The following is a 21,789-nucleotide window of genomic DNA, read 5'->3' on the forward strand; positions in this document are numbered from 1 at the left end:
CCTATTAATAGAGCGTGATATGATGAATTTGGAATGAAAGTTGAAGGAGAGATTACAAGATGTCAAATGCTTATGAAGAATACATGCGCCAAATGGTAATCCCAATGCGCCAAGAGTTAGTGCGTTCTGGGTTTGAAGAGTTAACTACAGAAGAAGCTGTAACAGAATTTATGGAAAATACATCAGGTACAACTTTAGTAGTTGTAAACTCTGTTTGTGGTTGTGCAGCTGGTTTAGCACGTCCATCAGCAGGTCAAGCGGTTGTTCGTGCTGAAAAACAACCTGATCATCTTGTAACTGTATTCGCAGGTCAAGATAAAGATGCTACTGCAAAAATGCGTGAATACTTCGGAGAAATTCCTCCATCTTCACCATCTATGGCATTATTAAAAGGAAAAGAAGTTGTTCACTTCATTCACCGTCATGAAATTGAAGGTGCAACTATGGACGAAATTATTACGAACTTAGAGCAAGCTTTCGAAAAGAATTGCTAAAAGAAGGGGGAGAGTAAATCTCCCTCTTTTCTTTATATAGAGGTGAAAGAATGATAGTAACAACAGCAGGAAGAACGAACAAAGAAATGACAGATTATGCAAACAAGGTAGCAGCAGAATTAAATGCTTCTTTCGTTAAACGTAATGACATACCAGTACATAAGCTGCATGAACAGTATGAACAAGATGTACTTGTCGTAGGAAAGAACCGATTAGCTATTTATCCGAAAGGTACGGAAGAATCATTTTTCTTTCATCCGAACTCAGCGATGTTTCGTGTGAAAAGGTTAATGCGTGGAGAGCACGATCCGTTTGTACAAGCTGCTAAATTAGAGAGCGGAATGAGAGTGTTAGATTGTACGCTTGGTATGGCATCAGATAGTGTTGTAGCTAGTTATGTTGTTGGTGAAAGTGGAACAGTAACAGGACTTGAAGGCAATGAATATATGGCTTATATTATGGAAAATGGTTTGAAAACATGGTCTTCATCTGTTTCTGAAATCGATGAAGCAATGCAAAGAATCCAAGTAAAGCAAACGGAGCATTTTTCATTTTTAGCGCAATGTGAAGACAATAGTTATGATGTCGTTTACCTTGATCCGATGTTTGAAGAAACTGTCATAGAATCCGATGGAATTAAAGGATTAAAACACTTCGCTTTGTATCATGATATTACTGACGAAACAATTGCGGAGGCAAAACGAGTGGCGAGAAAACGTGTTGTTTTAAAAGATCATTTTCGTAGTTCTAGATTTGAAAAACACAATTTTCATGTATACAAAAGAAAAAGTGCTAAGTTTCATTTTGGTGTAATTGACCCTTGCTAATTGTTTGAAAAGATGTATAATAAGCAATAATTAATTAAATATACTGTCTGTGATGAAGAGAGTAGTCTTTTTTAGAAGGAAAGCGAGCTAGGGATGGTGTGAGCCTAGTACGGAAGAAAAAGATGAAGCGCACTTCGGAGATGCTTCTTGAACGAATAGTAGAGAAAGCCGAGGCCCCCCTGTCCTCGTTATAAACGGGAAAGTGGTTCGTAACGAACAACAAGGGTGGTACCACGGGTTAAAACTCGTCTCTTTTTTAGAGACGAGTTTTTTGTGTTTTAAAAAATAAGGAGGTTGTATCATGGATTATAAAATGCAGTTTGCGGAAAGTTTATCTAATATTTTCACGAATGAATTAACGCAAAAACAAATTTTAGATTTAATTGAAACACCGAAACAAGATGAATTTGGAGATGCAGCGTTCCCATGTTTTTCATTAGCGAAGCAATATAAAAAAGCACCAGCTCTTATCGCAAAGGAAGTTGCTGAGAAATTAAATGATCCGTTTTTTACGAAAGTAGAAGCCGTTGGTCCGTATGTAAATGTATTTTTCAATCGTGAAACTGTAAGTGATGCAGTATTAAAAACAGTTTTAGCGGAGAAAGAAGAGTTCGGTCAAAACCACTTTGGCTGTGAAAAAACAGTAGTAATTGATTATTCCTCTCCTAATATCGCGAAACCTTTTTCGATGGGGCATTTACGTTCTACAATGATAGGAAATTCGCTGAAACATATCGCTGAAAAATGTGGCTATGAAGTTGTAGGGATTAATTATATAGGAGATTGGGGAACACAGTTTGGAAAGTTAATTACGGCTTATAAAAAATGGGGAAATGAAGCAGTAGTTAAAGAAGATCCAATACGTGAGCTATTTAAGTTATATGTCCAATTCCATGAAGAGGTAAAAGACGACGAAGAACTAGAAGAAGAAGGACGTGCTTGGTTTAAGAAATTAGAAGAAGGTGATGAAGAAGCGGTAGAGCTTTGGAATTGGTTCCGTCATGAGTCCCTTAAAGAATTTTCGCGCATTTATGAACTTCTCGGCGTAGAATTTACTAATTTTCAGGGAGAAGCATTTTATAATAATTTAATGGAAGATTTTATTGGGATTTTAGAAGAACATGAGTTGCTTGAAGAATCAGAAGGTGCATTAGTCGTTAATTTAGAAGAAGAAGGAATGCCGCCTTGCTTAATTAGAAAATCAGATGGTGCGACGATTTATGCAACGCGTGACTTAACGGCAGCTTTATATCGTCAAAACACTTATGGGTTTGATAAAGCGCTATATGTTGTTGGTCCAGAACAAAGCTTACATTTCAATCAATTTTTCACCGTATTAAAAAAACTTGGCTATACTTGGGTTGATGGTATGGAACACGTACCGTTTGGCTTCATTTTAAAAGATGGTAAGAAAATGTCGACACGTAAAGGAAGAGTTATTTTACTTGAAGAAGTACTCGAAGAAGCAATCGAACTTGCAAAACAAAATATTGAAGAGAAAAATCCAAACTTAAAACAAAAAGAAGTAGTAGCAAAGCAAGTCGGTGTTGGTGCAATCATCTTCCACGATTTAAAAAATGAGCGTATGCATAATATCGAATTCTCATTAGAAAACATGCTGAAATTTGAAGGAGAAACAGGCCCGTACGTACAGTACACACATGCACGTGCTTGTTCTATTTTAAGAAAAGAAAGTGTAGAATTTGAAACATGTACATTTGCTTTAAAAGACAATCATAGCTGGAGTGTCGTAAAATTACTAAATAAATTCCCGCAAATAATTGAAGCAGCTTTCAATAAAAATGAGCCATCGATTATTTCGAAATATGTATTAGATGTAGCACAATCGTTCAATAAATATTACGGTAATGTTCGTATATTAGAAGAGAGCAAAGAAAAAGACAGCAGACTCGCATTGGTTTATGCTGTGACGGTTGTATTAAAAGAAGGATTACGTTTACTTGGGGTGGAGGCTCCTGAGGAGATGTAGCATAAAAGGTGTATGTATCATTACAGATATGTATGCCTTTTTATTTGGTATAGGAGTCATGTAAGCAGTAATCTCCCCTTATTAAAACCAATTTCTGGGGGGATTATTAAAAATGTAGGAATGTTTTTGTTAAATGGAGAATTGTAAGGGGTGTATATAAAAGGAGGCGTTAGAGGTTGGAAACATACGATTGGAACAGTAAACTAGCGTATTTAAAAAATACGAGAGATTTATATTACAATATCGATTATGTAAGTTTTCTAGTGAATTCAGTTTGGAAGATTTCTGAGCCAGTCCATGTTGTTGATTATGGTTGTGGATATGGTTATTTAGGCTTATTATTAATGCCTTTACTTCCAGAAGGATCAAAGTATACAGGCATTGATAGTGGAGAAACATTATTAGCTGAAGCGAGAGAGTTGTTTCGTTCACTTCCGTACGAGTCAGAATTTCTGGAGGGAGATGCTATAGAAATTGAATTGAACGATACATACGATATAGCAATCTGTCATGCTTTCTTATTACATATGACTACTCCAGAAACAATGCTACAAAAAATGATACATTCAGTTAAAAAGGGCGGAAAAATAATCTGTTTTGAACCACATTGGATTTCTAATATGGCTTCTTATTTACTAGATGGGGAGAAACAATCGGAATTTATTCAGCTAGGTGTTTTGCAGAAATTATTTGAAAATGATACGCAAAGAAATGGTAAAGATGGCAATATAGGCATGAAAATACCGATATATTTAAGTGAATTAGGTGTGAAAAATATTGAATGTAGAGTAAGCGATAAAGTGAACTTTTTAGATTCAAATATGCATCACAATGATAAAAACGATTTGTATCAATCATTAAAAGAAGAGGGGATTGCAGGTGATCCGGGTGATAAGCAACAATTTGTAGAACGTTTAATAGCTAAAGGATTAACATATGATGATGCGCTAGCTCAATATGAAGCTGAACTACGATTTTTTAAAATATTTCATGTGCATTCTTCTTTAGTATACGCTCCGAATATGAAAATTACATTTGGTGACATAGTATGTTAAAAGTCATGATATATAAGGATTGTCGTTTAATGTCGATATAATTTAAAAATCGCCGATATATTTGAATTATCGCTGATATAATTTTATGTACTAATTTCAGCTTCTACAAGATTAAAACCGCATGTTACGTTATTCCATATAATTAAACAAAATACGGAGAAAAACAATCATTTTTACTATATTTTGTTATAAATTTGAATAATATTAATTAATACCATTCATTATAAGAGATTTTAGTTGAATACATACTATATGGTGTGTAAAATCTAAGCAAGTAGCAGTATAAATATAAATTCGAGGTGAATGCATGCTAGATTTTAAGCAGTTAGAAACTTGTTTAAAAGACAAGAGATTTGTAGATGGATTACAGGAAATAAATAATGAAATTGCATATATAAAAGAAACGAATACTTTATCCTATGTGAAGAATTGGCTTGCCAATATTACTTCGCATAAGGAGTTCGATATATTAATTCGCCTTACTGATGAAGGGCTTATGCACCAATACAGTTCATTCCTCATTCGTTACGCTTATAAAAAATTCCCAAATATGAGAACGCTCTCTTTATATTGTGATGAGCTAATTGATGAGCGGAAAATTCTTGAAGCAGAGCAGCTGTTAAAAGAAACTTTGGAAGAGAGTAATAAAGAAGAAATAGATGCAGATTTTTTAGCGAAAACATATTTTACGTTAGTACGATGTCTTTTAGAAATGAAAAGAAATGAAGAAGCGCTAATGTATATGCAAAAAGCAGAGGAGTACAGTACGCGCGTAGTGTTTGATAAATGGGGCTACGTTTATATGCATACAGGCGAATGGGAGAAAGCGGAAGAACAATTTATTGCTGGCATGCAGCATGAAGATTGTGAAGAGTTATCTACCTATTTATTATCACAATTGTATGCAAATAAAGGAGAACAAAAACGTGCGATACAGTTAATTGATGATGCGATTGTAAAGTTCCCACAAGTACCATATTTTCATTTTGAGAAGGTAAAGTATTTATTAGATTTAGAGCAATATGAAGAGATGTTAGCGGTAATAGATAACATAAATACTCAGCTGCCATATCATGCCTATAATACTTACTTTGTACATTTACGTGCAGAAGCGCTTTACAAAATGAATAAATTTGCAGATTTACAAAAGCTATTAAAAAAAGAAAAGAGTTTAAAAGAATCTTTATATCATAATTTAGAAAAAAATCCGGATGGAAAAAAGGTTCACTTGCCGATAGTTCCTATTGTACAAAAGGATAATTATTGTGTTCCGACAAGTTTAGAGATGATGTTGCGTATATGGGGAGAGACACGTACACAAGATGAAATAGCAGAGTTTATTTTTGATATGACAGGATCGAAGTTTTCAGATACTGTTTCTTATTTAGAAGAATTAGGTTATGAATATCGTTATTTTAAAGGGAATGAAGAGAATTATAAGAGACTGATTGATGAAGGAATTCCTGTTTTATTAAGTATAGATATTGAGCATGCTTCACACGTACAAGTTCTATCTGGATATGATGATACATTGCAAGCTTTCTATGTTCAAGATCCAAACTTTATAGAACCAGTTCTTGTAGAATATAGTAAATTACAAGAAAAATATCGTTATACAGGCTGTTTAGCAATCACGTTTGTTCCGAAAGAAAAGAAGGCGCAACTAGCGTTTCTAAGTGAGGAAGAAAATCGTTATTTTAAATCTATTTTTTCTCTTACGGATCATTTAGATGAACATGACAAAGAGGGAATTAGTAACTTAGTACAATTTTTAAAAGAAACGAGCGATAATCCAAATACGTGGCTATATACGATAAAGCACTTAGATGTTGAAGTAGATAAAGAATTTATTTTATATTGTATCGATAAGTTAATGGAAAAGTTTCCGAACTCGGACTTTGTTAAATTGCATGGTGCACAGTGTTTTATTCGTCTTCAGGAAGTAGAGAAAGCGGAGCAAATGCTGACAAGCGTTGAGAAGAAAAATAATCGTGCATTATATCATTTGATAAATGGAAGATATGCTTTTGAGCAGGAAAGTTATATAGAAGCAATTTCAAGCTTTCGTTCATCGTTACAATTAGACGCAGATCAGCCTATTGCTTGGAGTTTTCTCGCTTTATCCTATATGTATATTGATCAATCTGAAAAAGCATTGCAATACTCTCAAGTTGCGTTAGAGCGCAGTCCTGAAAGGTTCACTTTAACGAATCACGGTTTAATATTAATAGATTTAGAAAGATATGAAGAAGCATATGAAATCTTTAATGACTTGTTAAAAGAGTATAAATATGAAGCACATGTATGGTATGAACGAGCGAGATGTGCACATCAACTAGGAAAATTATATTTAGCAATAAAAGGGCTTAAAGTAGCGATTCATTTGGATAGTAATGCACCTTACATTTATACGAAACTTTCGGAAATATACGAATCTGATTTGAAGGATGAGGAAAGTACGAAAGAAATTTTATTAAACGGTATTGAGAATTGTGATGATAAAGCACCTCTTTACGTAAAATTAGGTGACTATCATTTTCAAAATGATAGCTTGGAAGAAGCAGAAGTATTGTATAAGCGTGCTTTAGAAGAAAACGATGAGGATGTTTATTCTCACTTCGGACTTACACAAGTGTATATGGCAAGAGAACAATACAAGGAAGCAAAAGAATACATTCTTGGTCTTGAGAAGCAAATTGAAAAGAGCCAAGATTTCCTCATGAATGCAGGAATGGTTTTATGGGATGCTGAACTTGAACTTGGTGGAAATGAAGAAGGGTTTAAAGTAGCGCTATCTAAGTTAGAAAATGGTATAAAGAAAAGCGATTATAATGTAGCAAGTGCGTTAGATGAATATGTGAATCGAATTAAAGGAACGGAATTTGTACAACGAGGTATAGCGTTTTTAAGAACGTTACACAAAGAAAGTAATGAAGTAAGTGAGTACGGTTGTTATGCAGGTATTTTATATGAATCTATTGGACAGTACGGCCAAGCGATGAAAAGATATAATAAGGCGATAGAACAAAAGGAAACGGCATTACCGTATTACCGAATTGGTGAAGCACTTATGGCATTAGGGCAATTGACGGAAGCAAAACAAGCGTATGAAACATGTTTAGAGCTTGATGGGAATTTCGTAGGTGTACATTTACAGCTTGCGGAAATATACGAAAAAGAAGAAAACCGTTCTAAAGAACAAAGTCATATGGTTCAGGCGATGAAGGAAGAGCCGTTGCATATTAATATGGAATATTTGGCACAGCTTTCAGTAGATATGAATCTTCAGGAAGAATTGCTGACTGAACTAGAACAATTAGAGGAAGAAGTACCTGAAATATGGCGTTTAGATGCGATTGCATATGTGTACGGAGCGATGAATGAAATAGATAAAGAACAAGCACAGATTGAATACGCGCTACAATTAGGTGGTGAGCATATAGAAGTTCTATATCATTATGCAAAAGTATTAGTGAAAAAAAGAAATGTAAAAGCAATTGAAGTTGCAATGAAAGTAATACAAAAAGATTTTGATAATGAACGTATATTTGATGTTTATGTAAAAGCAGTAGAGCAACATAAAAAATTGTCTAACATACGAGATTTTCTTCATACGTTAAAGGTGAAAAAAGCAGAAAGAAGTACAGCATTCATGTATGCTGCAGCTGCGGTTACGGAAATATGGATTGAACGCCAGCTGCATGAACAGCCGAAACGATCTATCATTACGAGAGCTTTTTATCGTATGAAAAATCGTGCGAAAGAAATTTCAATGGTTACTATGATAATTGATTTATATGAAATCTCTTTAAAGTTAAATCCGAAAAATAGCATGGCAGCACAGCGATTTGCGCTATTTTATGAGAATTTAGAGATGAATAAAGAAGCAATAGAGATTCTGCACACGTCACTAGAAAATAGATGGGATTATGAAGTAGCGAAGCAACTTGTAAATCTTTTCGTTGAGTGCGAGGAAGAAGATATGTTAAGAGATGCTTTGGAATTAACGAAGCAAATGGTTCGAGAACTACCAGATGATTATGATACACTTCTTCTGCAAGCACAAGTATTCTTTAAAGCAGGGGAAGAAAGAAAAGCAGAAAAGATGACCTTACAATTAACGGAGCAAACACCGTTCGTAAGTAGAGCATTTCTTGCTTTAGGAGAAATGTATCAAAGTCAAGAAAGGTTTGAAGAGGCAATTCATGTATTAGAAAATGCTTCTATACATCATCCAAATGAAACAGCAATTCTCCTTTCTTTAGCGTCTTCATATCATGGTGCCGGCCAAACACTAAAGGCAGAAAAAATAGCAAATGAAGTATTAACAATGGATGCAAGTGATTTGTTAGCAAGATATGATCGTGCTTGTTATTTAGCACAGTTAAATAGAAATGAAGAGGCGAAGGAAGAGCTTGAAATTGTCCTTCGTGAGGATGAATCGGGATTTTTTGCTGAACTTATTGAGGATGATGAAAATTTAGCAGCATTGCGAGAATTTGAAAAGTAATTGTATAAGAATAGGGGATAAGGATAAGCATATATTTTGAATTAGTTGACAATTAGTTGTCAAATGGCATAAAATAACTTTTAATAAAGTATACAAATCTGAAGACGAGAAAGAGTAAAATAGTGAACTGTTCTCCAGAGAGCCGGTATATTGCTGAAAGCCGGTGGGCAGACGTTATTTGAAAATCATCTCCGAGGAGCCGAGGCTGAAAGTAAGTAAGCCCGGACGGATGTCTACCGTTACAAAGAACACGTATGATAGTACGTTGCTAAGTGCTATTAGTGAAAAAGCTAATAGAATTAGGGTGGTATCGCGGGTAAACCCGTCCCTACTTTATAGGGATGGGTTTTTTGTGTGCTTTAAAATATTCAAAGGAGTGATTGTATATGGAAAAAGTAGATGTAAAAGAATCAGCTGTAGGAAGAGAAATGCGAATTCGCAAACAGTGGAACGAACAAAATATTTTCGAACAATCAATTCAGAATCGAGAAGGCGCACAGTCTTTCGTATTTTATGAAGGGCCACCAACGGCGAACGGTTTACCACACGTCGGCCATGCACTTGGTCGGGCAATTAAAGATTTAGTAGCAAGATATAAAACGATGGCTGGTTATAAAGTAGTAAGAAAAGCAGGATGGGATACACACGGTTTACCTGTAGAACTAGGTGTTGAGAAGCAACTTGGTATTTCTGGTAAACATGAGATCGAAGAATATGGCATTGAACCATTTATTCAAAAGTGTAAAGAGAGTGTTTTCACATATGAAAAGCAGTGGCGTGAATTCACTGAAAGTATTGGTTATTGGGTAGATATGGATGATCCATATGTAACTTTAAAGAATCCATATATTGAAAGTGTATGGCATATTTTGGGGACAATCCATGAAAAAGGATTGTTATATAAAGGACATAGAGTTTCACCATACTGCCCAAGCTGCCAAACTTCATTGAGCTCACATGAGGTGGCACAAGGGTATAAAACAGTAAAAGATTTAAGTGCAACAGTGAAGTTTAAAGTGAAAGATAGTGAAAATGAGTATTTCTTAGGCTGGACAACAACGCCTTGGACACTTCCAGCAAATGTTGCGCTTGCTGTACATCCAAATATGGAATACGTTAAAGCAAAACAAGAAGGTCATGTATACATTGTTGCGAAAGAACGTGTACAAGAAGTATTAAAAGAAAACTATGAAGTATTATCTGTTCATAAAGGCGAAGAATTATTAAACACATCTTATACAGCACCATTTCCGATGAAAGAAGTTACAAACGGTTACCGCGTTATCGCAGCAGATTTTGTAACGGCAGATAGTGGTACAGGACTTGTTCATATTGCTCCAGCATATGGAGAGGACGATTATAGAGTTGTTCAAAGTGAAGGATTGTCATTCTTGCACGTTGTAGATGAAAAAGGTGAGTATACAGAAGCGGTACCATTTTTGAAAGGTAAATTTGTAAAAGATTGTGACGTTGACATTGTTCGTTATTTAGCGAAAGAAGGTTTGCTATATCATAAAGAAAAATATGAACATAGCTACCCACATTGCTGGCGTTGTGATTCACCACTACTTTATTATGCAGGAGAAAGTTGGTTAATCCGAACAACTGCAATTAAAGATACATTTTTACAAAATAATGATTCAGTTACTTGGTATCCGGATCATATGAAACATGGACGATTTGGTAAGTTTTTAGAAAATATGGTGGACTGGAATATTAGCCGAAATAGATATTGGGGAACGCCATTAAACGTGTGGGAATGTGAAAGTTGTGATCATCAGTTTGCGCCGAAAAGCATTGCCGAATTAAGAAAGCATAGTACGAAAGAAACACCGGAAGATTTAGAATTGCATAAGCCTTATGTAGATGAAGTTCAAGTCCGCTGCGAAAAATGCGGAGGCACAATGAATCGTACACCAGAAGTAATTGATGTTTGGTTTGATAGTGGTTCCATGCCATTTGCACAATATCATTACCCATTTGAAAATAAAGAGTTATTTGAAGAGCAGTTTCCAGCTGATGTTATTGCAGAAGGAATTGATCAAACACGCGGCTGGTTTTATAGTTTATTAGCAGTCTCAGCACTGTATACAGGAAAAGTACCGTATAAACGAGTGTTATCACTAGGGCATGTTTTAGATGAAGAAGGTCAGAAAATGTCTAAAAGTAAAGGGAATGCACTAGATCCAGTTGATTTAGTAGATAAGTTTGGTGCAGATGCGCTAAGATGGGCTTTACTTGTTGATAGTGCTCCGTGGAATGCGAAGCGTTTTTCTGAAAGAACCGTACTGGAAGCGAAATCTAAATTTGTAGATACATTAGTCAATGTGTATAGCTTCTACGTTTTATATGCAAATTTAGATGAGTATAACCCGAAAGAAACGTATGATGTAAAGCGTACGAAATTAGACGAATGGGTATTATCAAGATTGCATAGTACAACGAAAAAAGTGAGAACAGTACTTGATGATTATCAATTTACGAATGCAGCTCGTGAAATTGCAGTACTTGTAGATGAAGTGAGTAACTGGTATGTAAGACGCTCACGTAATCGTTTCTGGGAATCTGGTATGAACGCTGAAAAAGCTGCTGCGTATGAGACACTTCATGAAGTACTTGTAACAATTAGTAAATTAATTGCACCATTCACACCGTTTGTCGCGGAAGACATTCATCTTAATTTAGAAGGAAGTAGCGTTCATTTAGCTGATTATCCAGTTGTAAATGAATCACTACTTCAGCCGAAATTAGAAGCGGAAATGGATGCTGTTTTACAAGTTGTTGAACTTGGAAGAAGTAACCGTAATCAGCATTCTTTAAAAGTAAAACAGCCGCTAGCAGAACTTGTATTACTTGAGCATAACGAGAATGATATGGATTGGGAATCTTATCGTGATATCGTTATGGATGAGTTAAATGTAAAAGCGTTCCATGTTGAACTCGATGAAACAAAATACACATCATATCAATTGAAGCTCAATTTTAAAACAGCGGGGCCGAAATTCGGTAAAAATGTGAATGCAGTGAATGGTTGGCTAAAACAATTATCACAAGAAGAAGTACAAAACTTTGTATCAACAGAAAGAGTAGTTTACGAAGCAACACCAGGAGAAAAAGTAGTTGTAACTGCTGAAGATGTGTTAGTTGAGAAAGTTGCAAAATCAGGATTCTCTAATACGACTAACGGACAATATACGGTTATGTTAGATACGAATGTAACGGAAGAATTGTTACAAGAAGGAGTAGCGCGTGAATTCATTCGTGCGGTTCAAGAATATCGTAAACAGTTGAATTTACCAGTTAATTTACGAGTCGATGTTATTCTCGATACAGAAGAAGAACTACAACGAACGTTAACGAACCATAAAGATTTATTGGAAGAAAACTTACTCGTAAAACAATTTACATTTGGTCACTTAACGAACGAAGACGATGAACTTTCTTTAGGTGAAACAAAACTTAGAATTAAATTAAGTGCAGCTAATTAAAGAAAAAAGGAAGTTGGAATGATTCCAACTTCCTTTTTCGTATGGAGGTAAATTAACTAGCTAATTTCCTCATAATCCATTCAATAGGTCCTCTAGAAAATTTCTTTCTCCATAATACGCTAAACAAAATACTGAAAATGAAAAATATAGTAGCAAATAATAAAACGAAAAGTAGTGTTTGATGTTCCATTCTATCGAATAGAATTAATGCTCCAATACCGATAAATACATGACTTACATAATGAGTTAATGTTAATTGACCTGTTTGTATAATGGAAGTAACAAACCAATTATTTTCATATTTTTCAGCGAAATAGAGACAAATTATTAATATAGCAATAGCAAATCCTGTAGCAGATAAAATATATAATATATTTGGTAAAATAGGTCCCGTATTAAACAAAAATGTAGCAGCTTCTTTGCCAATGTGTGGAATGAAGTAATGCGTGAGCCCTTTTGATAAAAGTTCTATCAGTATGGTGAATGTAATACCGAGCAAGAGCAACCTATCTCTAATCTTTTTATTATGAAGATCTAATTTGCCAATTATCATACCGATTAAGAAGAACGAAAACCAAGGGAAAAAAGGGTGATAACCATTAAAGAATAAATTGCGAAGAAAACCGTTTACTGTCCAGAAGTCTACATAGTTTATAAATGGAGTAGGGCCTCCCCAACCTTCGAAAGTATTGAAAGTAAGCTGAAGAGATTGTGCCAAGAGTAGGATAATAATAGATAACAAGAGTAATGCTTTTTTTCGGACTGTAATGAGTAATGCAGCAACGAAAAGGTAAACACCGTAGTAGTGTAATATATCCCCAGTCCACTCCATTACGTATAAAAGTAATCCTAAAATAAATAAGAATAGTGCCCGTTTCCAGGTGATTTTTCGGCTATTAGAAATTTTTATTTTTTCATTGCTAGCAACAGATGATCTAGTCATTAAAGATATGCCAATTCCAGCAAGTATAACAAACAAGGCAGAAGCTCTACCTTCAAAAAGTGACATGAAAGTTATTAAAAATGGGGGACCATTTCCTTCTGCACCTGTTATAACCATAAAATTAACAAGCAGCATACCAAACATCGCCAAAGCTCTAGCAAAGTCTAAGCCGATAATTCGTTTTTTAGTATTCAATTCAATCCCTTCTTTCAAAAATACTGTTTACAGCTTCCATCCATATTTGTCTATAATCTATATCCACATGTAACATCATAAAATTCCCGACATTATCAAGCACTAATGCTAACATATGAGCTTTTGAAACTAGATTTATATTTTCAATCAATTGCAGTTCATTTGCTTTTGTAAGGAGTGATTCAAACCCTTGTAAATATTCTGTTTGCACAGTTAGTAATCGATCTTTGTACATATCATTTCTTGAAGATAGTAATACATATTCTTGCAACACACGATTAAAATAAGGATCGTTCTGCTGTTCATCAATTATTTTGAATCCAATTTCAATGCATTTTTCAATAAAATTTTCTTTCGTAAACTCTTCTGTATGGAAGAAGGAAGAAAACTGCATCGCAGCACATAATTCTGTGAAAATACATTCGATTAATGCATCTTTAGATTTAAAGTAATAATAAATGGACGGTTTAGCAATTCCGACTTCTTCAGCAATCATTGAATAAGTCGTTTTGGTAATACCATGTCCGGCAAACAGTCGATAGCTTGCTTCCACAATTGAAGAGAGTGTTTCTTCACTTTTGCTCATAATAAAGCCTCCTAAAAAAGGTTATATAAATCGTATCATTCATTAATATTTTTATCAACCTACCGTTAGGTAAAAAAGTGGCCTGTTTTTTACAAAGTCATTTAAAAAGTTTAAGAGTTAAGGAATTGCTTTAGAAATATATTTCTAAAATATTGTGTTTACTTTACACATAAATATTGAGAAAATTTCACTTACCCTAAATGGAAAGGTAATAGAAGTGTCCATAGAGAATTACTCGTAGATTCAATTTTTATCCATCCGTTTTGCGAGGAATGATTGCCGAGTGGTAATGGGATAAGGTTGAGCTACTTTATTAGGGGGAGTGGTTCTATGTTTAATAAAAAAATGGTGGCAATGGCAATGACTGTGCCGTTAGTAATGGGGACAATTTCTACGGTTTCGGCATTGGAAAAACAACAGCAAGTAAAGTTAGAAGCTTATTCGCCACAGAAAAAAGCAACTGAATATTTAAAAGAAAATGCTGCGCAGTATGGATTGAAAACAGACCTTTCAGACTTGCAATATATTTCTACAACAGAAACGTCAGTAGCTTCATATGTTAGGTTCCAACAAGTTGTTAATGGTGCACCTGTATTTTCAAAACAAATAACAGTTACGCTTAACGGAGAGGGAAAGGGAGTACTCGCTGTTTCTGATTATCAGCCTGTTACAGGTGTGAAGGAAGTAACGACAAAAATTAGTGAAAAAGATGCAATACAAAAATCAATGGCGTATGTTGGAGAAGCAAGTGAGCAAAATTTATGGGCTCCTACAGATAAAGAGTTCGGATATATTGTTGAAGAAGGAATTGCTCGTCCAGTATATAAAGTTGTAGTCCATTCTAATAATCCATTTGGTGCATGGGAAACATTTATTGATGCAGAAAATGGAAAGTTAATTAAAAAGGTTGATATAAACCGAAAAGCTGAAGGGTCAGGAAAAGTATTTTTACCTAACCCAGTCGTATCTAGCGGTAGTAAAGTAGGCTTAAAAGATAATAACGATGCAGATTCAACAGCTCTAACGAACCAACTGAAAACTGTTACGTTAAAAGGTTTAGATGGAACAGGATTTTTAATTGGAGAATATGTAACGATTTCTTCAAAAGCGAAAACAAAATCTACGAATTTACAATTTAACTATACACGCGCAAATGATAGCTTTGAAGATGTTATGTCGTACTATCATATCGACACATTGCAACGTTACATTCAAAGTCTAGGTTTTAAAAATATTAATAACCGTTCGATAAAAGTGAATGTTAATGGTACAACTGATGATAACTCATTCTATTCTCCATCAACAAAAGCTTTAACTTTCGGTACTGGCGGTGTTGATGATGCAGAAGATGCTGGTATTATCGCACATGAGTATGGGCATTCGATTCAAGATAACCAAGTTCCTGGCTTTGGTAGTTCAGCAGAAGGTGGAGCGATGGGAGAAGGATTTGGCGACTTCTTAGGTGCTACATATGAAGATGCAGTATCGACTACTGGATATGGTAAAGCATGTGTTGGAGAATGGGATGCGACAGCTTATTCTAGTTCAGATCCAACATGCTTACGCCGATTAGATACGAATAAAGTATATCCGAAAGATATAACGAATGAAGTGCATGATGATGGTGAAATTTGGGCACAAGGTCAATACGAAATGGCACAAGCTTTTGGCCGTGATGTAGCAACAAAAATCATTTTACAATCACACTGGTCATTAACACCAAACTCTAAATTCAGTGATGGAGCAAAAGCGATTAAGCAAGCAGATGCTCTTTTATATGGCGGACAACATGCTGCTGATATCGATCGCATTTGGGCAGCGAGAGGCATTAGTACGAATTAATATAAAAAGTCGTGGCATTAAGCCACGACTTTTTAATTTGCTTACGAACTGGTACTAGTAAATAAAGCTATATCAATGTTAGTGTGAATATATCCGGATCCCATTTACTTTTTAGCTTCTTTAAAAACAAAATGCTCTTTAAATTTTCTAGATTCAACTTTTTGACCATTTCGCATCGATCGGAATGGGTGTTCTTGCCATGTAATAATCACATCAACCTCATCCGCTTTTGTAGCAACAGGTAAATTAGCGTGTTCAAATCCAGTTTTTCCACTTGCTAAACGACTTTCCTTTAGGGAAAAGAGTTCATATTTCGTTTTCTTATTTGGTTCGTTGCGGAATACTTCGACGTTTACGTTATATACCTCACTATTCCCAACATTCTTTACTGAAAAATGATATGTTTGAAATTCATCTTTTTTAGCTTGAAGCATATTCTTGTTTGTTTTTTTCGGTTTATCAATATTCACTTGCCATTGATCAGAGTTTTGAGAGATTGGTAAAGATTTTGGTGAATAGGCGTATGTTTCGTTTACTACAATTAGGCAAAACAATAGGAGAAAGAAACTAATTGCTTTTTGCATATACACACCTCGCTATAAAATTTTTTATTAATATGCGTAAATGAATTGGTTTTTATGTAAAAATTGGAAAAAGGTGACGATTTGATTCAATTACAATTAAATAAATTGGAAGAGATAGTAAATGGTGAAGGACTACAAGAATCATTTCATTATATAGAGATGCAAGGCGTCTGTATTGACTCTAAAAAAATTACGAAAGGGAATTTGTTTGTTCCGATTATTAGGGTGAAAGATGGACACGATTATGTAAAAGAAGCGATGGAAAAAGGTGCGGCTGCTTCTTTATGGAAAAAGTCTTACGGTGATCCTCCAAAAGGAATACCGATTATTTTTGTAGATGACACATTACTTGCACTGCAAAAAATAGCGCGATATTACCGAAAGACAAGTAATGTGAAAGTTATCGGAATTACTGGTAGTAATGGAAAGACAATGGTAAAAGATATAATAAGCACGATATTAAGTACAACTTATCGTGTGCATAAAACGAAGGGAAATTTAAATAGTCAAATTGGTTTACCACTAACGATTTTAGAAATGAAACAGGATACAGAGTTTTTAATACTTGAAATGGGAATGAGCGAAACGGGACAAATTCGAAACTTAGCACAAATAGCACAGCCAGATGTAGCGATCATTACAATGATTGGACAGTCACACTTAGAAACGCTTGGATCAAGAGAAGAGATTGCGAAGGCTAAATTTGAAATTGTAGACGGATTAAATGACGGTGGACTGTTCTTATATAATGGTGATGAGCCATTACTTTCTCAAAATATTAATATGCTAGGTATAGAAAGTAAGTCGTTTGGTGGAAAGTATACAAATGATTTGTTTCCAACGAACGTACAATTAGATGAATATGGTGTTCATTTTAAATTAAATCATTCAAAAATACAGTACGATGTTCCCTTACATGGAAAACATAATATTTTTAATACGATTGTCGGAATCGCTGTAGGTCAATTTTACAAAGTCCCTATAGAAAAAATACAAGAAGCATTGCAGCAAATAAACATTACACAAATGCGCTTTCAGTTTTTAACCGCTAAAACAGGTTTTACAATTATTAACGATGCATGGAATGCCAGTCCTTCCTCCATGAAGGTTGCAATTGAAACGTTGCAGAAATTAAATGCCTATAAGAAAAAAATTATAGTGATTGGGGATATGTTGGAGTTAGGCAAGAAAGCTGAAACATATCATAGAGAAATTGGTAAAATGTTAAATGAGGAGAGCATTCAATATGTATTTACGTATGGAGAGTTAGCCAAAATTGTAGCGGAAGAAGCAAGAAAGAACTATCATACAGGAAAAATAAAGTCATTTGATAATAAAGCCAAAATAGCAGAGGAAGTATTGAAAGTTATAACGAAAAAAGATGTTGTTTTACTGAAAGGTTCACGTGGAATGGCTTTAGAGGAGATTGTACAAAACTGGATGTGAAAAATCAAAATATATTTAAAAGTGCTTGCATTTTATAGGATAAAGAGTTAGAATACTCTGTAAATATAAAAAGTGATGATCAGGAAAAGTACATGATGCAAAGGTCTACAGAGAGCAGCCGGTTGCTGGGAAGGTTGCGATACCGCATGATGGAAAGACACCTGTGAGTGTTGCTTTGAACGTGATTATTAGTAAAAGCAAACGGTACCTACCGTTATCAGGGCTAAGATGGTCAGTATGACAATTTGGGTGGTACCGCGGAAAAAAATCCGTCCCTATTTATAGGGGCGGATTTTTGTATTCTTTGAAAGGGGGTGAGTGACCGTGGATGATGACGATGACAACAATAACGTAAATAAATATAAAATTACTGGAGGGAAAAATAATGGATTCAATAATGAAGCGTTCACTCACAAAAGAATGTACAAAGCAAAGTGGAAAGGTTGTATTACTTCAAGGATGGGTAAAAAAAATTCGGCACCTTGGAAATATTAGTTTTTTATTATTACGGGACAGAACAGGAGTAATTCAATGTGTATTAGAAAATGAATTGGCCGGATATAAAGTTGATGTAGAAAGTGTTGTTCATGTAATTGGTGAAATAGTCGAGACGTCGAAAACAGAATTGGGTGTTGAAGTACTTGCTCATGAAGTGAAAGTAATAAACGGTGCAGAACCACTTCTATTTGAAATAAATAAAAAGAAGTTACAAGTTGGCTTAGATCAACTACTTAATGAGCGGGTACTCTCATTAAGACATGAGCGAACCGCAGCGATTTTTAAAGTGAAATCTACACTCGTTCAGAGCTTTAGTGAATTTCTTATAGAGAACGATTTCACACGGATCTTTACGCCGAAAATTGTTTCGCAAGGGGCAGAAGGAGGAGCAAATGTTTTTAAGCTTCCATACTTCCAAAAAGAAGCTTATTTAGCACAATCACCACAGTTCTACAAGCAAATGATGGTGGCTGGGGGACTAGAACGTGTTTTTGAAATTGCACCTGTATATAGAGCGGAACATCATAATTCTTCCCGTCATTTGAATGAATATATATCGTTAGACGTAGAACTTGGTTTTATTCATGATTTTTATGAAGTGATGCAACTAGAAACGGATGTTTTACAATATATGTTTCAACAAGTAGCAAAAAAATGTGAAATAGAACTACAACTATTACAAATAGAAGTACCTGTTATTACTGAAATACCTAAAATTACATTGTTAGAAGCACAAGAAATTTTGAAAAGTAAGTATCGTAAAGAATCTCCTGTAGGGGATTTAGATACAGAAGGTGAAAAGTTACTAGGGAAATATGTAAAGGAAACATATAATAGTGAATTTGTTTTCATTACACATTATCCGAAAGAAGCGAGACCGATGTATACGATGCAAAATAAAGAGAATCCAGCTATTACTGATTCATTCGACTTATTATATAAAGGGCTAGAAATAACGTCAGGGGCACAGCGAATTCATAATTATGAAATGTTACTCGCTTCGTTTAAAGAAAAAGGATTACATCCAGAGAAATTTCAATCTTATTTAAATACATTCCGATACGGTTGTCCTCCGCATGGAGGTTTCGGAATTGGGTTAGAAAGGATTGTATATAAACTATTAGAATTAACAAATGTACGAGAGGCGAGTGCTTTTCCGAGAGATTGTACTCGTCTTATACCATAATATTAAAACCCTTCTATGAATATAGAAGGGTTTTGTATATTTAAACATAAGTTAAAGAGAAGAAAAATGTCTTTTTGTGTGAAAATATGTAAATTATATCGAGAACATTTTATAATAAATTGAGAAAAAGAAAATTCATAAGTTATAATGAAATGTGAATATAAAAAAAGTTCATATAATAATGTATGGAAGGGTATGAAACATGTTATATCAAACTCAAGCAACACAACAAACACCAGCTTATATAATCTATCTTCTTGATGTAAGCGCATCAATGAATCAAATGATGGATGTAGAGGGAGAAGAAAAAAGGAGAATTGACATTGTAACGGATGCTCTTTCTTTAGCGATTCGCCAAATGGTATTTCGTTCGACAAAAGGTAGTCGATTGCTTCCAAGATATAAGTTATCTATTTTAGCTTATAGCGATCAAGTTTTTGATCTTTTGGGTGGGGTGAAAACAATAGATGAGGTAGCAAGACTACGTCCACTAGAAAAAATTCAAACGCATCGCTTAACTGATACAGCAAAGGCTTTCTCTGTAGTGGAGAAGTTATTGCAAAAGGAATTACCGAATTTACAAGACGGGCCAGCTCCTGTTGTTTGTCATATGACAGATGGTGCTTCAACTGGCGAAGATCCAGAATTAATTGTGCGAAGAATTATGAATATGTCTGTACCTGATGGAAATGTACTAATTGAAAATATCTTTATTTCGGATGAAATTATGCAAGAACAAATTACTAGTATAAAGAAGTGGGAAGGGATTATGCCACATACAGAAATTACGGATGAATATGGTGCAAAGTTGCAACGACTTTCCTCTCCTATCCCTCAAAGTTATCGTGAGATGATGACTGAGTATGGTTTTCATATTGGGGATGGTGCAGTGATGATGTTTCCAGGTACAAATGCAGATTTAGTATCACTTGGATTTCAAATGTCTGCTGCAACGCCGGTTCGATAGGAGGGAGAAAAATAGTGAAGTATATCCTGTCGCAAGAAAAAGAAACAGTATTACAAGAGAAGAAAGGTAAAAATTTTACATATCGATATAGTTACGTAAGAGCTAAAGAAACGCAAGACTTAAATGAGAGTGGACAAGATTTTCTTATATTTCAAGATAATGGGACTAGTATTACCTTTGCATTATGTGATGGTGTAGGAATGTCTTTTCATGGTGAAATCGCTGCGAAATTTCTTGGTATGAAATTATTAAATTTATTTGAAACATTGAAGGAAAAGAATATTTCTATTCTATTAAATGAAGAGTTGGAAAAGTGGAAAGAAGAAGCAGCAGAGGAAGTGAGGGTATTTCAATTGCCAGAAGAAACACCATGGTTACTTCTCGATGTTTTGGAAGAAAAGAGGAGAAAAGGTAGTGAAGCTATGTTCATTGCTGGGAAAATAGAGCTCATTCCAAATCAAGACGAAGTAGATGTAACAATAGTTACACATGGCGATTCTTTTGTACAATTGTTCCAAAATCAGAAAAAGTGCTTAAATGAATTGAATTTTGAGAGAAGTGTAGGGAAAAGATGGTCTACACATCATGGTATTATTGGTGGTGAATTGGATATTTTTTCAAAGAAGTTATCTAGAGAAGAAGTAAATAGAATTGTAATTCATTCAGATGGACTTATGTCGCTTATGCAGTATAACTTTGAGGAAGTCTTACAAAAAATCGAGAGGGCACAGTGCTCACCGACGAGCGATGATATTTCGTTTTTAGATATTTCTTGGTAAGAATACAACGGAAAGGTGAATATACGTGGAAGAGATTATTGTGACGTACATAAAACAATCAAATGAAGAAATAGATATTGCGATCCCAAATGATGTGAAAGTAATACAAATTATTGAAGCAATTTTACATCACGAAAAAATAGATGAAACATTAAGTGAAATTTACGAAATTAGAGTGACAAAGGATAAAGAAGAGTGGCATTCTATTCGAAATGACGAGACTTTGAGAGATAATGATGTTTGGGATGGACAATATGTAATGCTAAATAAAAAAGGGGCGATTATCCCTTCTTTTGAAATGTTACCGGCAGAAGAAGTTAATAATGAACCTGTTAAACAAGGTATATCTTCTAGTGAAGAAGATTATGTATGGAAAATCATTGAGTAATAGTTTTGAAT

The 21,789-nt window shown here is 34.7% G+C and carries 15 protein-coding genes and 3 other annotated features; of the genes, 12 read left to right on the top strand and 3 right to left on the bottom strand.

All coding sequences use genetic code 11. The annotated features are described in order from the left end of the window. The first annotated feature begins 59 nt into the window (after positions 1 to 59). The 6 genes from BM089_RS06740 (at position 60) to ileS (ending at position 12,364) form a co-directional block, all read left to right on the top strand. The gene (locus BM089_RS06740) at positions 60 to 494 is read left to right on the top strand and encodes a BrxA/BrxB family bacilliredoxin (RefSeq protein ID WP_000063706.1); all 435 of its coding nucleotides are present in this window, start codon (positions 60 to 62) and stop codon (positions 492 to 494) included. Positions 495 to 544: 50 nt separating this feature from the next. Next, the gene (locus BM089_RS06745) at positions 545 to 1,321 is read left to right on the top strand and encodes a class I SAM-dependent methyltransferase (RefSeq protein WP_000637461.1); all 777 of its coding nucleotides are present in this window, start codon (positions 545 to 547) and stop codon (positions 1,319 to 1,321) included. A gap of 40 nt (positions 1,322 to 1,361) precedes the next feature. After that, positions 1,362 to 1,577 (top strand) — a binding site (T-box leader). 45 nt (positions 1,578 to 1,622) lie between these two features. Continuing rightward, entirely contained in the window at positions 1,623 to 3,311 is a 1,689-nt protein-coding gene (gene argS / locus BM089_RS06750) for an arginine--tRNA ligase (RefSeq protein ID WP_090976412.1), read from the top strand. A gap of 176 nt (positions 3,312 to 3,487) precedes the next feature. Further along, entirely contained in the window at positions 3,488 to 4,366 is an 879-nt protein-coding gene (locus BM089_RS06755; RefSeq protein WP_090976414.1) for a class I SAM-dependent methyltransferase, read from the top strand. Positions 4,367 to 4,673: 307 nt separating this feature from the next. Beyond that, positions 4,674 to 8,876, top strand: coding sequence for a bacteriocin-processing peptidase family protein (locus BM089_RS06760; RefSeq protein WP_090976415.1), 4,203 nt, complete (start codon positions 4,674 to 4,676; stop codon positions 8,874 to 8,876). Between the two features lie 92 nt (positions 8,877 to 8,968). After that, positions 8,969 to 9,209: a binding site (T-box leader), on the top strand. 53 nt (positions 9,210 to 9,262) lie between these two features. Further along, positions 9,263 to 12,364, top strand: coding sequence for an isoleucine--tRNA ligase (gene ileS, locus BM089_RS06765; protein WP_090976417.1), 3,102 nt, complete (start codon positions 9,263 to 9,265; stop codon positions 12,362 to 12,364). A gap of 52 nt (positions 12,365 to 12,416) precedes the next feature. Here ileS and BM089_RS06770 read toward each other — a convergent pair whose 3' ends face one another. Both BM089_RS06770 and BM089_RS06775 read right to left on the bottom strand, forming a co-directional pair. Next, positions 12,417 to 13,502 carry a DUF418 domain-containing protein gene (locus tag BM089_RS06770; RefSeq protein ID WP_139213220.1) on the bottom strand — a complete coding sequence of 362 codons (1,086 nt, stop codon included), beginning with the start codon at positions 13,500 to 13,502 and terminating at the stop codon, positions 12,417 to 12,419. Between the two features lies 1 nt (position 13,503). Next, positions 13,504 to 14,088, bottom strand: coding sequence for a TetR/AcrR family transcriptional regulator (locus BM089_RS06775; RefSeq protein WP_090976421.1), 585 nt, complete (start codon positions 14,086 to 14,088; stop codon positions 13,504 to 13,506). Between the two features lie 330 nt (positions 14,089 to 14,418). On the opposite strand from BM089_RS06775, the gene BM089_RS06780 reads away from it, so the two are divergent. Next, positions 14,419 to 15,930 carry a M36 family metallopeptidase gene (locus BM089_RS06780; protein ID WP_000482274.1) on the top strand — a complete coding sequence of 504 codons (1,512 nt, stop codon included), beginning with the start codon at positions 14,419 to 14,421 and terminating at the stop codon, positions 15,928 to 15,930. A 104-nt stretch (positions 15,931 to 16,034) separates the two neighbouring features. Here the strand turns inward: BM089_RS06780 and BM089_RS06785 are convergent, their stop codons facing one another. After that, positions 16,035 to 16,514, bottom strand: a complete 480-nt coding sequence (locus tag BM089_RS06785; protein ID WP_001167912.1) for a hypothetical protein — start codon at positions 16,512 to 16,514, stop codon at positions 16,035 to 16,037. Between the two features lie 81 nt (positions 16,515 to 16,595). On the opposite strand from BM089_RS06785, the gene murF reads away from it, so the two are divergent. The 5 genes from murF to BM089_RS06815 all read left to right on the top strand — a co-directional run bounded on the left by murF (position 16,596) and on the right by BM089_RS06815 (position 21,778). Continuing rightward, positions 16,596 to 17,960 (top strand): UDP-N-acetylmuramoyl-tripeptide--D-alanyl-D-alanine ligase, encoded by a 1,365-nt coding sequence (gene murF, locus BM089_RS06790; RefSeq protein ID WP_061660799.1) that lies wholly within the window; start codon positions 16,596 to 16,598, stop codon positions 17,958 to 17,960. 66 nt (positions 17,961 to 18,026) lie between these two features. Further along, positions 18,027 to 18,240, top strand: a binding site (T-box leader). 105 nt (positions 18,241 to 18,345) lie between these two features. Then, on the top strand, positions 18,346 to 19,644 hold the full coding sequence (aspS, locus tag BM089_RS06800) for an aspartate--tRNA(Asn) ligase (protein WP_090976423.1): 1,299 nt from the start codon (positions 18,346 to 18,348) through the stop codon (positions 19,642 to 19,644). 202 nt (positions 19,645 to 19,846) lie between these two features. After that, the gene (locus BM089_RS06805) at positions 19,847 to 20,611 is read left to right on the top strand and encodes a vWA domain-containing protein (RefSeq protein ID WP_000966848.1); all 765 of its coding nucleotides are present in this window, start codon (positions 19,847 to 19,849) and stop codon (positions 20,609 to 20,611) included. A gap of 11 nt (positions 20,612 to 20,622) precedes the next feature. After that, positions 20,623 to 21,390, top strand: a complete 768-nt coding sequence (locus BM089_RS06810; protein WP_090976424.1) for a hypothetical protein — start codon at positions 20,623 to 20,625, stop codon at positions 21,388 to 21,390. Between the two features lie 25 nt (positions 21,391 to 21,415). Beyond that, positions 21,416 to 21,778, top strand: coding sequence for a ubiquitin family protein (locus BM089_RS06815; RefSeq protein WP_000391135.1), 363 nt, complete (start codon positions 21,416 to 21,418; stop codon positions 21,776 to 21,778). Positions 21,779 to 21,789 lie beyond the last annotated feature (11 nt).

This window comes from Bacillus sp. 5mfcol3.1 (assembly GCF_900114335.1).
Taxonomy (GTDB): Bacteria; Bacillota; Bacilli; order Bacillales; family Bacillaceae_G; genus Bacillus_A; species Bacillus_A thuringiensis_S.

Coding starts and splice junctions, on each gene's coding strand:
- BM089_RS06780 (WP_000482274.1), top strand. CDS start 14,419: ATGTTTAATAAAAAAATGGTGGCAATGGCAATGACTGTGCCGTTAGTA.
- ileS (WP_090976417.1), top strand. CDS start 9,263: ATGGAAAAAGTAGATGTAAAAGAATCAGCTGTAGGAAGAGAAATGCGA.
- BM089_RS06740 (WP_000063706.1), top strand. CDS start 60: ATGTCAAATGCTTATGAAGAATACATGCGCCAAATGGTAATCCCAATG.
- BM089_RS06805 (WP_000966848.1), top strand. CDS start 19,847: ATGTTATATCAAACTCAAGCAACACAACAAACACCAGCTTATATAATC.
- argS (WP_090976412.1), top strand. CDS start 1,623: ATGGATTATAAAATGCAGTTTGCGGAAAGTTTATCTAATATTTTCACG.
- aspS (WP_090976423.1), top strand. CDS start 18,346: ATGGATTCAATAATGAAGCGTTCACTCACAAAAGAATGTACAAAGCAA.
- BM089_RS06760 (WP_090976415.1), top strand. CDS start 4,674: ATGCTAGATTTTAAGCAGTTAGAAACTTGTTTAAAAGACAAGAGATTT.
- BM089_RS06745 (WP_000637461.1), top strand. CDS start 545: ATGATAGTAACAACAGCAGGAAGAACGAACAAAGAAATGACAGATTAT.
- BM089_RS06775 (WP_090976421.1), bottom strand. CDS start 14,088: ATGAGCAAAAGTGAAGAAACACTCTCTTCAATTGTGGAAGCAAGCTAT.
- BM089_RS06785 (WP_001167912.1), bottom strand. CDS start 16,514: ATGCAAAAAGCAATTAGTTTCTTTCTCCTATTGTTTTGCCTAATTGTA.